Genomic DNA, 13877 nt, shown 5'->3' on the forward strand with positions numbered 1-13877 from the left:
GTGAAGCTTTGCATTCTCTCCTTTTAGCAACGATGGCAGACCTAAATAAGGCTTCGTTCTCCTCCGAACGCAAGTCGAATGGCTGTTAACAATAAAACCAGTAAGAACAGAGCAAGGCCAACCGTGCAGGCATAACTGATTTCTAGTTCTGCAAAGGCCTGGTCATAGACGTAATAAACCAGGGTCCTTGTGGAGTCTGCAGGACCTCCCTGGGTCATGAGAAACACCTCTTCAAACACCTTGGTTGCAGCAATGGCGGAGATCACGGCCACCAGGGTGACGTACGGCCTTAGCAATGGAAGGGTGATGTCGACGTGCTTGCGCCAGCCTTCACTTCCATCCAGCTCAGCGGCCTCGTACAGCTCCTTTGGGATGCCCTGAAGTCCCCCCAGGAAAATCACCATGTAGTAGCCCAGCCCCTTCCAGAGGGTGACGAGCATCACGGAAGGAAGGGCCAATAATGGATTGGTTAAAAAATCAATGGGGATGAATCCTTGACCAAACAAGGTGTCAAGCCAACCGTTGATGAGACCGTTTTCGGCATAGAGCCATCGAAAAGCAATGGCAGCCACCACGATCGACACCAACACCGGCGTATAAAAAGCAGCGCGGAGGATGTGCACACCTGGGAGGATTCGATTCACAAGAACCGCCAGCGTTAAGGAGCCGATCACAATGGGAGGAACGACTCCGAATAAATAAATCAACGTGGTGCCGAGCACCTGATAAAACATTGGATCGCCAAGAAGTCGCTGAAAATTGGTTAAGCCGATGAATTTCAGGGGCTCGGTGACATCTAAACCTGTTTGCGTGAAACTGATCACCAGCGCCATCAATGCCGGAATCAAAACGGACAGGCTTAGGAGAATCAGTGCAGGAGCTAAGAATCCCCAAGCAATAAGCGTGGAACGCTGTTTGGACGTTGAGGGCAGGGCCATCACCAGCGCAAGATGGTTTGAAGGAGAATAGGTCTGTCACAGCGGGCGGCATGACCCAATCCCAACCATCCAGAACCTCAGCGGCAGGTGTGAGACGTCTCAGCGTTGCGCTCGAACAGAATCCTTACGACGTCGTGATTCGCTCCGGCGGTGTGGATCAGCTCGGCGCTGAATTGCTTCGAATCGGGATTCGGCCCAACACCAAAATTCTGGTGGTTAGCAATCCAGATGTTGCTACGCCCTATGGAGCTCGTTGTCTTTCCAGTCTTGAACAGGCAGGATTTCAAGCCAGCTTGCTAACGATTCCCGCGGGTGAAGAGCAAAAAACCTTGGACACCTTGAGCACAATTCTTGATGCTGCCAAAGAGAAAGGATTAGAGCGTCAGTCGCTGATGCTCGCTTTGGGTGGTGGGGTTGTTGGTGACATGACTGGGTTTGCGGCCGCTTGCTGGCTGCGTGGAATCGGTGTGGTGCAAGTTCCTACAACGCTTTTGGCGATGGTGGATGCCGCAATTGGCGGAAAAACTGGTGTGAATCATCCAGGCGGAAAGAACCTGATTGGCGCCTTTCATCAGCCCCGACTGGTGATGATTGATCCAGACACGCTTCAAACGCTTCCCGTGCGGGAATTTAGAGCCGGTCTCGCGGAGGTGATCAAATACGGCGTGATCGGAGATTCAGACCTATTTGCCTTGCTTGAGGGCTCCTCCGGCTTTGACAGTCCTCAGTCGATTACGACCGAGCTGCTGGAAACGCTGCTCGAACGTTCTGCGCAAGCCAAAGCACTCGTTGTGGTTGCCGATGAAAAAGAAGGTGGTCAGAGAGCCATCCTTAATTACGGCCACACGTTTGGACATGTGGTTGAAACACTCACTGGGTATGGCACCTGGCTGCATGGCGAAGCTGTGGCGATTGGCATGGTGGCAGTGGCGTCCCTCGCCGTGCAGCGCGGGTTTTTCCCCCAATCCGATGCTGACCGGCAGAAACGTTTAATTGAACGTGCTGGATTGCCCATTGACTGGCCTGACCTTGATCCAGATTCGGTTTTAAACACGTTGCAGGGAGATAAGAAGGTCCGAAACGGTCGTCTTCGCTTTGTGTTGCCCTCCCGCATTGGCGCTGTGTCGATCGTGGATGACGTCAGCAGTGATGAAATCACAGCTTGCCTGGCTTCGATGCGTTGAGGCCTAAGGGCTCTTGAAGGAATTGGCTCCGCTCACCCATCCTTTCGTTGGGAAGCAATGGGTTGATACGCAGGAATGACAGCCAGCGAAAGTCTCCAAGGCAAGCAGGATCAACAAGACGCAGCAGCGCTTCTCGACGTTGCAGACCCTCAGCGAGTTGATGTCCAGGAAGCTGTTGAAGACTGCTGAAGCGCTCAGCCAGCCCTAAGGCGAGCAAGGCCTCACCCTGTCGGCATTGACCCTCCAGGGACCAACCATTGTTGGTGGCTTGATGGACGAGGGTCTCAAGACAGAGATGGGCCGTGATGTCGTTCTTTCCTGCATCCGCCAAGACGTTTTCACTGGCTCTTTGGTTTCGATAGGCGATGAGGGTCCCCTGGCTGCGCTGAGAGGAGTAGTAGCGATGCGCTTCTAAGGCATAGTCGACGACGAGGAGATGGCCAGTGATCAACGCCTCAGACGCCTCAGCAAACCAACGGGCGCATTGGTCATGCCATTCCGTTGTCCATCCATCTTCAGCATTGTCAAGAGGCAAAGCAATCTGCGCTGCTGCCAATGTTGCATTCAAGCGTTCTTGAAGGGGCTGAGGAATGGGCTCATGGCCCCAGTGCAAACCGAGATCACCATCGTCGTCTTGTTGCAGTTGAACGGTTTGCCGACGAAGCTGACCGTCAATCAGTTCCAGGCGCTCCACTGGAAGGGCATCGAGCAGCTCGTGAGCAATCAAGACCCCTATCACCGGCTTGGTCATGAGATCGGACAAGGACGCCCAGCGTTGTGAAAGCCGTTGCTGGGGTTCGCAAGAACGCTGGTGCTGCTCCAGGCGGTTGCGTTGACGCTGTTCCATTCCTGGATTGGCTTCCACCAAAACGAGCTCCAGTCGATGCCTCAGCTCTGGAAGCTGTTCGGCTAGGTGAGTGATCAGTTCACAGCTCATCTCCGCCTCGCCAGGGCCAACTTCAACGATCGAGAGAGTTTCTGTTGGGTGGTCTTGAGCGAGCGTCCGAATCCACTGGACCAGTTGGCCAGCCATCAAGGCTGCAAAATCAGGGCCCAGAGTGGCTGAAGTTACAAAATCCCCTGCTTGTCCAATCTTCAGTTGGCCACTGCCATAGGCGCCATGCTCAGGGTCATGCAAGGCCCAATCCATGAATTGGGAGAAAGGAACGGAACCTCCTACCTCTTCAAAACGCTGTTGAAGCCATAAAGGGCAGGGCGCAGCAGGGCCTGTCATTGGGGAGAATGCCTGTAATGCGACAGAGCTATGGGAACACATCCGCGCTTCAAACGATTTCTGTTCCCTTTGTTCAGCCTATGTCTGATGCTCCTGGTCGCAAGCCCGGCCCAGGCAATCGATAACCCAGAGCTATTACCCGACCATCCAACACCGGTGATTGACCTGGCTCGGGCCTTTAGTGACAACCAACTCAAAGAACTGGAAACATCGCTGGATGCTTTTGAAGAACGAAGTGGCTGGAAACTGCGTGTTCTCACCCAATATGAAAAAACACCTGGACTCGCTGTTAAAGAATTTTGGGGGCTTGATGAACGAAGTTTGTTGATTGTCGGAGATCCCCGTGGTGGAAATCTGCTCAATTTCAACGTGGGCGATGCTTTTTTTGCCTTGATGCCCCGCACCTGGTGGGTGGAACTCCAAACGCGCTACGGCAATCAGTATTACGTCCGAGACAATGGTGAGGACGGTTCGCTCTTGGCGACGATCGGAGCGGTAGAACTTTGCCTGGATCGAGGTGGTTGTCAGTTTGTTCCAGGCTTGCCCCAGGAACAATGGCTCCTAACCCTGGCTACATCCGTTCTCGGTGGATTAATCGCCGGTTTTGCTGCCTATCCAAGGAAGGAAGGTGAACGGATCGCCTGGGCTTGGGTGCTTCTGTTATCTCCTCTTTGGGTGATGTTATTTGGTGTGTTTGGAATAGCACCGGTTGTCACACGCACCAGCGATCTCCTTCCGCTTGTGCGAAACGGCATGGGATTCGTTGGTGGCATGGTGGGCGCTTATCTGATCGCCCAAGCAACGGTTGGTCGGAAATTAGCCGAAGAGTCTGAGGATTAATTCAGATCGATCGATCAAGACCCGGTTCAGGGCATGCCACAAAGAATCTTTGGACCGGTGCACTCGGGGGCTTGGAGTCCTTTGCTACCCGACTTTCCGCTAAGAGCTTGCTGACGCTGATCTCTGATCTGACGAAGTTGACTCAGATTGACCTTGTAAAACGATTGAAGATTGGCGAAACGCTTCACAGGCTGGCCGTAGTAGCTGCTGCCACGAAGGGTTGGGAACGAAGCCCACTCAGGGGCCAACTTGGCCGCCAGCAAGGGAGTCATCACACCAACATCAGTGAGGCGTAAGGCTTTTCGTCTTTGGACGAGAAACAGGGCGCCCTGGTCTTGGACTTCAGGTCCAAACCCTCTAACCCCCAAACTGCGCTTGACCAGGTCCCATGTGAAGGGCATGAACTGATAGGCACCGGCCGCAGCACTCGCGTAGCGAGAAGAATAAATGACGCGATCGGGATGGCGATCCATCGAGCCCATCAGACTGCCGCCAAACATGACGCGATAACCCACGTCGTGTCCGTTTTTCCAAGTTCCTTCAGCGAACCTGATCGTATTAAGAAGGGCGCGACGCTCTGGGGTGATGATATAGGGCAGAGCACTCGTTTGAGACTCTTCAGTGGAAGTAATCAGTCCCGAACGTGAGCTTTGAAGCGTGGGCAGTGCAGCAACAGCAGCTTGAGCTGACTGAGACGACACCAACAATGTGACCACACTTGCGAGAGCCGCTGGAAGGAGACGACAGACGTTTTTCGCAAGGAAAGTCATACGTGGAAGAAAAGTTTGACCGGAGGAGGAGATCAACAAACCGCAGAGGAGGCGGCGTTCGAGATATCAGACAAAAACGAAATTGAACACATCAGGCTCAAAGGATGGAACTTTGACGAACGGTTCCAGGCGACCCAAGAGCAGGTGTGCCAGATGGGTAAATGTCCTCAGGCCATGGCAAGATTCAGATGGGACCCAAATTGCGCCAAAGCCAGAAGGGGTGGAGCGTCTCGGTTGAGATAACAAAAAGTAATTGCAGTGATCAGCCGTCTTAAACAGTGCTCGTTGCCACCATCGCCAAAGCGTTGGCCGCCTCTTCAGCACCTTGTTTGGAAGCGACCGGACGGACTGCATCGACAAGTTTTTGATCAAGCTCCCATTCCCCTTTGTTCAAGGCATCACGACTGAGAACTCTGTGGTGTCCGTACAGGCGAAGGCCATCCATGAGTACGGACGCTTCGGCGAAGCCATCGCGCTCCACAACGTGCATTCCTAAGTTTTGGCTGAGAGCCTCACAAAACGTGCTGTAACCAGGCTTGCCTAAAAGTCGATCACAAAAAGGCATCACATCAAAAGGACGCACGTTGTCAGGCAAAAGAGTGAGGTTGGCCAACGCCTCAAAATCAGCAAAAAGGTGAGGAGCCACAGGGGCTGACATCAAAAAATGATGATTGGGCCAGAGACGAAACAAGGCAGGGTCGATGGCAACACCTAAGCCCCCAAAGCCAACAAGGATCAGAGGCTCTTGAATCTGTTCCAAATGAAGTCGCCATGGCTCAGGAAGATCACGCAGGGGGGACACGGTGACCCCTAGCTGCTGCTCACTTAAACCCCACTCCATTGGGAGTGAAAAAGGACAACGCAAAAGCAGATCACCCTGCTGATAGTTCGCTTTTGCAGCAGCTGCATACTCGCTAAACAGCCCACCGAGGGGTTTATAAATGTCATCCCAACCGAAATTACCCATCCAAACCAACGGCGCGTTGAGTCGCTTAGCGAGAACGGCTGCCGCCGGTGGGATGTCAGCAACAACCAGGACTGGAGTGTTCTGCTCGGCAAGCCAGGCCATCTCCTGATCAAGATGCTGAGGGAGCTGCGTCTCCAGAGCCTTGAGAGCCTCCAGGGTTCTCTCCTCATCAACTCCGAGTGCATCGGCCTGGATCATTCCCACATCCCAGCCGACAAAGCGGTGCTCAATGGGGATTGACCCACAGACAAGCTTGAGAAACTCTGCTGAGACCCGAGAGCTGACGACGAGCCTCCAGGACGGCTGAAGGCGATGCAAGGCACTTAAAACAGTTGCCTGTCGCGCAACATGACCAAACCCATGGCTGCTTAGGCACAAATAGATCAGCATGACGATGCGCTTTCACTGGGTTGCCGCAACAACGTTTGCTCGTAGGCAAGCGTTCCATTGGGATGGAACCAGCGATGACTCACAAGGCTGAGATGACGCCCCTCAAATTCAACCCAGGTGAAATGAATCAAGGTCTGTCCTGCTTCGTCTGATCCAGAACGTGGAACGCAAGCGGCATTGACATAGGCGGTGCCATAGCGATCGCGATGGAACGTCAAACGTTCACCCTTCCCACCACGAAGGCTGTGGTGCATGTGCCCGAACACAACAAGATCAGCACCACGACGACGGCGCATGGTTTCAACAGCGATCGCAAGATCGCGATCACCCCAATCAATGTGGGGATGCTTCCAATCCCGACCACAGATGCTGGACGCATCAGATCCAAGACCGGTTGGACCGCTATGGGCTAAGAGCACCAAGGGCCAAGTGTCGGGTGCGTCAGTCGCCGCTTGGACGATGCGATCGACCGACTCTTGCTCCGTAACAGGTCCGAAAACGCTCTGAACAGCTTCCGAAAGGTGAAAACCACCTCCTGAACTACATGGACGAGCGCCCACAATGGCGACGGCTGGAGACGACCAATTGCGCATCTTCCAGGAGCAATCGAGATCTCCCAACATGGAAATCTGCTGACGCAGCCGTTCTCCGCTGCGGTCTCTGCCGCGATCGTGATTGCCAAGAATCACGGCGCAGGGAAGCTTCAAGCGGGTGATCGCCTTCACTAAGCGCAAATCACCATCACTCAAATCGCCTACGAACAACAGGGCATCAGGACGCAGCTGATCGAGCAGCTGCTCGTCATGACAGGTCCAATCACCATGAAGGTCACCGGCTATGGCGAGGCGCAATCTGGTCAGGAGTGGTGCCTAGGCTTTGAACATCCTGCCCGATGTGGCCAGAATGTCCGAAATCAACACCGAGACAGGTCTAGGGGTCAGGATCATGAGCGACACACCCGATGACTTCGTCAGCGCCATCCACAAACTACGGAAGGATCGCAACGCCATCATTTTGGCGCACTATTACCAGGAACCTGAAATACAAGATATTGCTGATTTCATTGGTGATTCATTAGAGCTTTCACGCAAAGCGGCAAGCACGGATGCAGATGTGATTGTGTTCTGTGGAGTGCATTTCATGGCAGAGACTGCAAAAATATTGAGTCCAGAAAAAATTGTGATCTTGCCTGATATCGAAGCTGGATGCTCACTTGCCGATGATTGTCCTGCCGAGGAATTCAAAGCATTTAGAGCTGATCATCCTGAGCATTTTGTTGTCAGTTATATAAACTGTACTGCAGCCGTAAAAGCCCAAAGCGACTTAATTTGCACCAGCAGCAATGCTGTTGATCTTGTTAATCAACTTCCAACAGACATCCCAATTTTGTTTGCTCCTGATCAAAATCTTGGTCGATGGGTCCAGCGGCAGAGTGGACGCGAACTTACTTTATGGCAGGGTCGCTGCATTGTTCATGAGACATTTAGCGAAGAGGCTTTATTGAAACTGAAGCTTAAATATCCAGATGGTGAGGTGATCGCACACCCAGAGTGCATGGAAAATCTCCTGGATCTTGCCGATTTCATCGGCTCAACAAGCAAACTTCTGTCCCATGCACAGACGAGCAATGCATCAACCTTCATTGTGTTAACAGAGCCCGGAATCATGCATCAAATGCAGAAAATGGTACCAAATAAGCAATTCATTGATGTTCCTGGTCTCGATGGATGTAGCTGCAATACATGTCCCTACATGCGCTTGAACACGCTCGAAAAACTATGGAAGTGCTTGGATACACTCGAACCAAAAATTGAGATGGATGAAGACATAAGAATCAAGGCCTTAGCTCCCATTCAGCGCATGCTTGAAATGAGCAAGTGAATCCTTCGGACAAACAGAAGTTTCTCGTTAATGAGCAATTGAATGGTTATGGATCAGCGATTTGAACGGTGCCATGTAGCGCAAAAATTTCCGACGATCCATCAAGCCGGGTTGGATCGAAGGACGGATACCAAAGGCTTGTCTGCTCCTTTTCCAAAGATAGACGTAATGCAAGGAAGTGAAAAACTCACATCTTGAGCTTTGCTACGACAAAATGCACTGATGCCAGTGCTTCAACGTCACAAACAGGGCTTGTATTGCCCAGCAGCTGATGCATGGATTGATCCAAGCTGGCCAGTAGAAAGAGCATTGATTACCCATGCTCATGCAGATCATGCCCGAGCAGGGAGTCGAGAATATTGGGCGATTGGTCAATCAGCAGGTGTGCTGCGACAACGTCTCGGCCAAGACATCAAACTCCACTCCGTCACCTATGGAGAAGAATTCACACTTGGTCAAGCAACACTTTCCTTTCATAGTGCGGGTCATGTCTTAGGAAGTGCTCAGATTCGCGTTGAGGTGGAGGGAGAAGTTTGGCTTGTGACGGGTGACTACAAACGTTGTCATGATCCAAGTTGCGAACCCTTTGAAAGTGTTAAATGCGACGTGATGATCACTGAATCAACGTTCGGATTGCCGATCTATCGGTGGGAGTCAGGTCAAGACGTCGCAAAAAACATCCATGCCTGGTGGACTGCGGCTAACGAACGTCCATCGTTGTTGTTTTGCTATGCCTTTGGTAAGGCTCAAAGGGTGCTGGCAGAACTCAAAGCAATCGGTGTAGAGGATGAAGTGCTGCTGCATGGAGCCGTTCAAACAATTACGAAGCACTACCAAGAAGCGGGAGTCGACATGGTTCAAACGCGACCAGTGAGTGAGCTCGACCGTAAAGATCCTCTGAAGGGAAGACTGATCATCGCTCCACCCTCGGCCTATCGCTCGGCATGGATGCGACGATTTAAGGAGCCGCAAACGGCTTTCGCATCAGGATGGATGACCGTGAGGGGAGCTCGCCGAAGAAAGGGATATGAACGGGGATTTGTTTTAAGTGATCATGCTGATTGGAATGGATTATTGAAAACAATTAAAGAAAGTGAAGCCAAACAAGTGTATGTCACGCATGGACAAGATGATGTTGTCGCAAAATACTTGCGAGAGATAGAAGGAATCAAAGCCGATCCTCTTAAAAGTTTGAGCTAAGAGATCTGTCATGAAAGGAACTAGCTTAAGACAATTTGGCGACCTTATTACAAAATTAGATCAATGCAATGGAACCAATAAAAAAATTGAAATTATTGCAGGTTTCATTAAAGATATTGATCCAAAAGATGGTTGCTGGACGATTAGCTTATTAATAGGTAATCGGCAAAGAAGACTGATTACTGGCAGGAAACTCAGAGACATCCTACAAACAAGAACAAAGATGCCATCATGGTTATTTGATGATTGCTTTGCACATGTAGGTGATTCTGCAGAAACAATAAGCTTACTTTGGCCTCAAATAAAGGATGAAATTGCAAATACCTCTCCAAAATTCTGTAGCAATAGCGATTTTGTACCACTACAGATAGACCACAACAAACCACTTCATTGGTGGATGGAACAAGTCCTACCGAAGATAAAAGATTTACCTGATAGGCAGCAAAATGATGTGATGATTATACTGTGGCAAAAAACCCCAGAGAAAGGTCATTATTTGATCAATAAACTGATTACAGGTGGATTTAGGATTGGGGTATCAAAGGGAATTGTCGTCAAAAGCATTGCACAAGCTTATGAACTGAATGAAAGCATCATTATTGAACGACTCATGCAAACAATTGAAGTGACAAGAGAATGGTTCGAGCAACTCACAAAACCACAGGAATTAAAGCAAGGTGATCGTGGAGCCATCCCTTATCCATTTTATCTCGCAAGTCCAGTTCAACTCAATAAAATAAAAGAGACTGCGGTTGATGATTGGAGGTTAGAATATAAATGGGATGGAATACGTGGTCAATTGATCCGTAGAGAAACAGGATCATATCTATGGAGTAGAGGTGAAGAGTTAATCAACTCCGCTTTTCCTGAAATAATCAAAATGGCTGACAAGTTACCAATAGGCACGGTGTTGGATGGAGAAATCATTTGTTGGAGAGAGGGTGAAGGTAAACCAATGACTTTTGGCTCATTACAGAAACGTCTTGGCAGGAAGACGGTGAGCAAATCACTTCTTAGTGAATACCCCGCTAAATTTCTTGCTTATGATCTTCTAGAATTCAACATGATTGATTTAAGAAGTAATGAACTAAGCAACAGAGTAAGCATGCTATGTATGTTAACCAAACAACTCAAAAATGAAGCATTAATGATTAGCGAAAGCAAAGACATTCATAGCTGGAATCAATTGGATGAACTCAGACAGCAAGCTGGACAGGAAGGGGCAGAGGGGCTAATGATTAAGAAGCTTAATTCGCCCTATTTATCTGGCCGAAAGAAAGGTAGTTGGTGGAAATATAAACATGAGCCAATGACACTGGATGCTGTATTGATCTATGCCCAGGCTGGTACAGGAAAACGTGCAAACCTATTCACAGACTATACGTTTGCATTGTGGGATAAATCCGAAAAAAGGGGAGAAGCGCGGAAATTAGTTACCTTTGCTAAAGCATATTCTGGTCTTGATAATAACGAGATATTAGCACTAGATCGATGGATTCGAACTCATACAAAAGACCGGTTTGGACCTACACGAGTCGTGGAAGAAAAACAAGTCTTTGAAATTGCATTTGAAGGGGTATTGGAATCGAAGCGACATAAATGTGGACTAGCTGTACGATTTCCTCGAATCCATCGATGGCGAACTGATAAATCAATTAACGATGCTGACTGCATTGAGAGAGCTCATGCTTTTTGTAGAAAAGATTAGTTTAGTTGAATATTCATCGCGTTTAAAGATTCAGTCTTAGGCATTAAAGATTCACAATAATTTTTAATTTGCACGTATGTGAATCGCAACCACACCTGATGCTTGATTGAAACTAGAATTAATCGATCAAAGATACTTCTACAGACGAACCTAATCGTCATAGCCAGTAGACAGATGGTGTCCCTTAAACCAGTCGAAGCGTGGTTTGCACAGCAAGGTTGGAAACCGGCCTTGTTTCAAAGACAAACTTGGAACGCATCTCTTAAGGGAGCTAGTGGCCTGATACAAGTCCCTACTGGATCAGGAAAAACATACGCAGCAGTGCTCGGACCCGTAGCAAAGATGCTCGCAGAGAAGACCTCTAAGAGGGGGGTTCGGCTGTTGTACATCACTCCATTAAGGGCTTTAAGCCGCGATTTGGCAGTATCTATTCAATTACCAATTTCAGAAATGAATTGGCCTATACGTGTAGGAACTAGAAATGGAGATACCACAAGTGCAGAAAGAAGTAAGCAATTAAGAAACCCACCCGAAATTCTAATAACAACCCCTGAATCACTGAGTGTATTGATCGGAAATTCAAATGTTTTGGATCTATTCAAAAATCTTGAAACAGTGGTTCTGGACGAATGGCATGAACTCATGGGTAGTAAACGAGGAAGTCAAACTGAGTTGTGCCTAAGCTGGCTAAGAACACTGAATCCATCATTACAAACATGGGCTTTAAGCGCAACAGTTGGGAATCCTGATGAGGCAGCTAAACATGCATTAGGTTTACATGAAAGATGCATTCATATCAATAGTGCCAAGCCTCGTTCAACCACAATTCGAAGCATTATCCCGGACACAATTGATGGGTTTCCATGGGCAGGTCATCTTGGACTCCGTATGTATGAAGAATTAGTTGCCAAACTAGATCCAGGAAGAAGTACCCTATTATTTACCAATACACGCAATCAATCTGAACGCTGGCATCAATGCCTGCGCTTTGCTTGTCCTGAAATGGAGGGTTTATTGGCTCTTCATCACAGTGCAATCGATCGAGCAGAGAGAGAAGCCATTGAAGAGAATATGAAAGATGGACGATTAAAATGGGTTGTCTGTACAAGTTCGTTGGATTTAGGTATTGATTTTCAACCAGTAGAACAAATTGTTCAAATTGGAAGTCCTAAAAATATTGCTCGTTTACTACAACGTGCTGGTCGTTCTGCTCATACTCCTGGTGGTACCTCAGACGTACTATTCATGCCTACAAATGCCCTAGAACTCCTTGAACTAAGTGCATTAAGACGTGGACTACAAAACAATATTATTGAACACAGAAAATCTCCAGAGAAACCACTCGATGTCTTACTTCAACACCTTACAACCTTGGCTTGTGGTCCAGGTTTAAAGTCCACAGAGACCTTAGAAGCCATTCGTAAGACAGCAACATTTGCAAGCCTTACCGATGATGAATGGAAATGGTGCCTATTGTTTCTCGAAAAAGGAGGGGTCTGTTTAAATGCATATCCTCGCTATCGGAAAATAGAATGGGATGCTGAAAATCATCATTATATTATTAACAATCAATCCATTGCACGTCTACATAAACTAAATATCGGAACAATCACCTCTGCCCCATCAGTACGTGTAAAATTTAGTAGGGGTTCATATTTAGGACATGTTGAAGAATATTTCATCAGCCAATTAAAACCCAAGGATGTGTTCTTTTTTGCAGGACGTCAATTAGAACTCATAAGGTTCAAAGATATGACAGCCTATGTAAAAGCTACTAAACGCAAGAGCAACACCGTGCCTGCTTGGGTGGGAGGACAAATGTCTTTATCAGATTTATTGACGACCCAACTGAGAGAGGAGCTAGGGCAAGCTTCTAAATTTATTTTAGATACTCCAGAATTACAAGCTCTAAAACCACTGATTGAACGGCAAATGGAATTATCAGTTGTTCCGAATAAAAATGAACTATTAATAGAAACATGCCTTACGAGAGAGGGTCAACATTTATTCGTCTATCCATTTGAGGGACGCTTTGTACATGAAGGTCTCGGATTTTTATGGGCTTCAAGGCTCGCAACTAAACAGAGATCAACAATCACCGTGTCAATCAATGACTATGGATTTGAGTTGTTGGCACCACGCCATTATCCGTTGGAGTGTTTACTAGAGGAAAATCTTGAATATCTACTTGAAGATAGTGATTTAGAAAAAGATTTAGAAAATGCGTTGAACTTATCAGAATTATGTAAAAGACGGTTTCGTAGCATTGCTCAAATTTCTGGACTAATGGTACAAGGGTATCCAGGAAAAAACAAAACGAGTGGTCAGTTACAAATTAGTAGTTCTCTTCTGTGGGATGTATTTAATAGGCATGAACCAAATAACTTGTTGCTATTGCAAGCTAGACGTGAAGTCCTTCAAGATCAACTTGAAATGCCGAGGTTAGTAAAGGCGTTATCGCGAATGCGCACCGGGAACATTGTTCATAGCCGCATACCAAGACCGGGTCCTTTAGCATTTCCACTCCTGGTTGAACGCTTAAGATCTAGGTTAAGCAATGAAAGTATTGTCGATAGAGTTTCCAGGATGCAACAAGATGCATTAAAGCATGAATACTGATCTCTACCAGAATATTTAATCTCGTACAGTTGCAAGCTATAAGCAGTAGAAGAGTATTCATTATTGAAACAAGTGACAGGAGAAACTATCTCCACAATCACTGCTGTTGGATTAGTACCAAATAATTAGACTACCCAACCACATAA

11 protein-coding genes are annotated in these 13877 nt (G+C 48.1%); 6 read left to right on the forward strand and 5 right to left on the reverse strand.

Going from position 1 to position 13877, the window contains the following annotated elements; all coding sequences use genetic code 11:
- Positions 1 to 41: 41 nt before the first annotated feature.
- Positions 42 to 938 (reverse strand): carbohydrate ABC transporter permease, encoded by an 897-nt coding sequence (locus SynROS8604_RS07460; RefSeq protein WP_186545707.1) that lies wholly within the window; start codon positions 936 to 938, stop codon positions 42 to 44.
- A gap of 50 nt (positions 939 to 988) precedes the next feature.
- Here SynROS8604_RS07460 and aroB point away from each other — a divergent pair, with 50 nt between their 5' ends.
- Positions 989 to 2122 (forward strand): 3-dehydroquinate synthase, encoded by a 1134-nt coding sequence (aroB, locus tag SynROS8604_RS07465; protein ID WP_186545708.1) that lies wholly within the window; start codon positions 989 to 991, stop codon positions 2120 to 2122.
- Here aroB and SynROS8604_RS07470 read toward each other — a convergent pair.
- Entirely contained in the window at positions 2094 to 3356 is a 1263-nt protein-coding gene (locus tag SynROS8604_RS07470) for a class I SAM-dependent methyltransferase (protein WP_186545709.1), read from the reverse strand. The two genes, aroB and SynROS8604_RS07470, sit on opposite strands and share 29 nt — an antisense overlap.
- Before the next feature lie 87 nt (positions 3357 to 3443).
- Here SynROS8604_RS07470 and SynROS8604_RS07475 point away from each other — a divergent pair, with 87 nt between their 5' ends.
- Positions 3444 to 4196, forward strand: a complete 753-nt coding sequence (locus SynROS8604_RS07475; protein WP_006852646.1) for a TPM domain-containing protein — start codon at positions 3444 to 3446, stop codon at positions 4194 to 4196.
- Positions 4197 to 4222: 26 nt separating this feature from the next.
- On the opposite strand, the gene SynROS8604_RS07480 is transcribed toward SynROS8604_RS07475, so the two are convergent.
- The 3 genes from SynROS8604_RS07480 to SynROS8604_RS07490 form a co-directional block, all read right to left on the reverse strand.
- Positions 4223 to 4966 carry a glycoside hydrolase family 104 protein gene (locus SynROS8604_RS07480; protein WP_186545710.1) on the reverse strand — a complete coding sequence of 248 codons (744 nt, stop codon included), beginning with the start codon at positions 4964 to 4966 and terminating at the stop codon, positions 4223 to 4225.
- A gap of 271 nt (positions 4967 to 5237) precedes the next feature.
- Positions 5238 to 6323 carry a hypothetical protein gene (locus SynROS8604_RS07485; protein ID WP_186545711.1) on the reverse strand — a complete coding sequence of 362 codons (1086 nt, stop codon included), beginning with the start codon at positions 6321 to 6323 and terminating at the stop codon, positions 5238 to 5240.
- Positions 6317 to 7174 carry a TIGR04168 family protein gene (locus SynROS8604_RS07490; protein ID WP_186545712.1) on the reverse strand — a complete coding sequence of 286 codons (858 nt, stop codon included), beginning with the start codon at positions 7172 to 7174 and terminating at the stop codon, positions 6317 to 6319. Before SynROS8604_RS07490 ends, SynROS8604_RS07485 begins: the two co-directional genes overlap by 7 nt.
- Before the next feature lie 94 nt (positions 7175 to 7268).
- Between SynROS8604_RS07490 and nadA the strand changes: the two genes are divergently transcribed.
- From nadA to SynROS8604_RS07510, 4 genes are all read left to right on the forward strand, one after another.
- Positions 7269 to 8204 carry a quinolinate synthase NadA gene (gene nadA / locus SynROS8604_RS07495; protein WP_186545880.1) on the forward strand — a complete coding sequence of 312 codons (936 nt, stop codon included), beginning with the start codon at positions 7269 to 7271 and terminating at the stop codon, positions 8202 to 8204.
- Between the two features lie 222 nt (positions 8205 to 8426).
- Positions 8427 to 9404 (forward strand): ligase-associated DNA damage response exonuclease, encoded by a 978-nt coding sequence (locus tag SynROS8604_RS07500; protein WP_186545713.1) that lies wholly within the window; start codon positions 8427 to 8429, stop codon positions 9402 to 9404.
- A gap of 10 nt (positions 9405 to 9414) precedes the next feature.
- Positions 9415 to 11112 carry an ATP-dependent DNA ligase gene (locus SynROS8604_RS07505; protein WP_186545714.1) on the forward strand — a complete coding sequence of 566 codons (1698 nt, stop codon included), beginning with the start codon at positions 9415 to 9417 and terminating at the stop codon, positions 11110 to 11112.
- A gap of 174 nt (positions 11113 to 11286) precedes the next feature.
- Positions 11287 to 13731 (forward strand): ligase-associated DNA damage response DEXH box helicase, encoded by a 2445-nt coding sequence (locus SynROS8604_RS07510; protein WP_186545715.1) that lies wholly within the window; start codon positions 11287 to 11289, stop codon positions 13729 to 13731.
- The last annotated feature ends 146 nt before the right edge of the window (positions 13732 to 13877 follow it).

This window comes from Synechococcus sp. ROS8604 (assembly GCF_014279655.1).
GTDB lineage: Bacteria > Cyanobacteriota > Cyanobacteriia > PCC-6307 > Cyanobiaceae > Synechococcus_C.

Bases quoted from the DNA above. Each gene is read 5' to 3' on its own strand.
- SynROS8604_RS07460 (WP_186545707.1), bottom strand. From the start codon at position 938: ATGGCCCTGCCCTCAACGTCCAAACAGCGTTCCACGCTTATTGCTTGG.
- aroB (WP_186545708.1), top strand. From the start codon at position 989: ATGACCCAATCCCAACCATCCAGAACCTCAGCGGCAGGTGTGAGACGT.
- SynROS8604_RS07470 (WP_186545709.1), bottom strand. From the start codon at position 3,356: ATGACAGGCCCTGCTGCGCCCTGCCCTTTATGGCTTCAACAGCGTTTT.
- SynROS8604_RS07475 (WP_006852646.1), top strand. From the start codon at position 3,444: ATGCTCCTGGTCGCAAGCCCGGCCCAGGCAATCGATAACCCAGAGCTA.
- SynROS8604_RS07480 (WP_186545710.1), bottom strand. From the start codon at position 4,966: ATGACTTTCCTTGCGAAAAACGTCTGTCGTCTCCTTCCAGCGGCTCTC.
- SynROS8604_RS07485 (WP_186545711.1), bottom strand. From the start codon at position 6,323: ATGCTGATCTATTTGTGCCTAAGCAGCCATGGGTTTGGTCATGTTGCG.
- nadA (WP_186545880.1), top strand. From the start codon at position 7,269: ATGAGCGACACACCCGATGACTTCGTCAGCGCCATCCACAAACTACGG.
- SynROS8604_RS07500 (WP_186545713.1), top strand. From the start codon at position 8,427: ATGCCAGTGCTTCAACGTCACAAACAGGGCTTGTATTGCCCAGCAGCT.
- SynROS8604_RS07505 (WP_186545714.1), top strand. From the start codon at position 9,415: ATGAAAGGAACTAGCTTAAGACAATTTGGCGACCTTATTACAAAATTA.
- SynROS8604_RS07510 (WP_186545715.1), top strand. From the start codon at position 11,287: ATGGTGTCCCTTAAACCAGTCGAAGCGTGGTTTGCACAGCAAGGTTGG.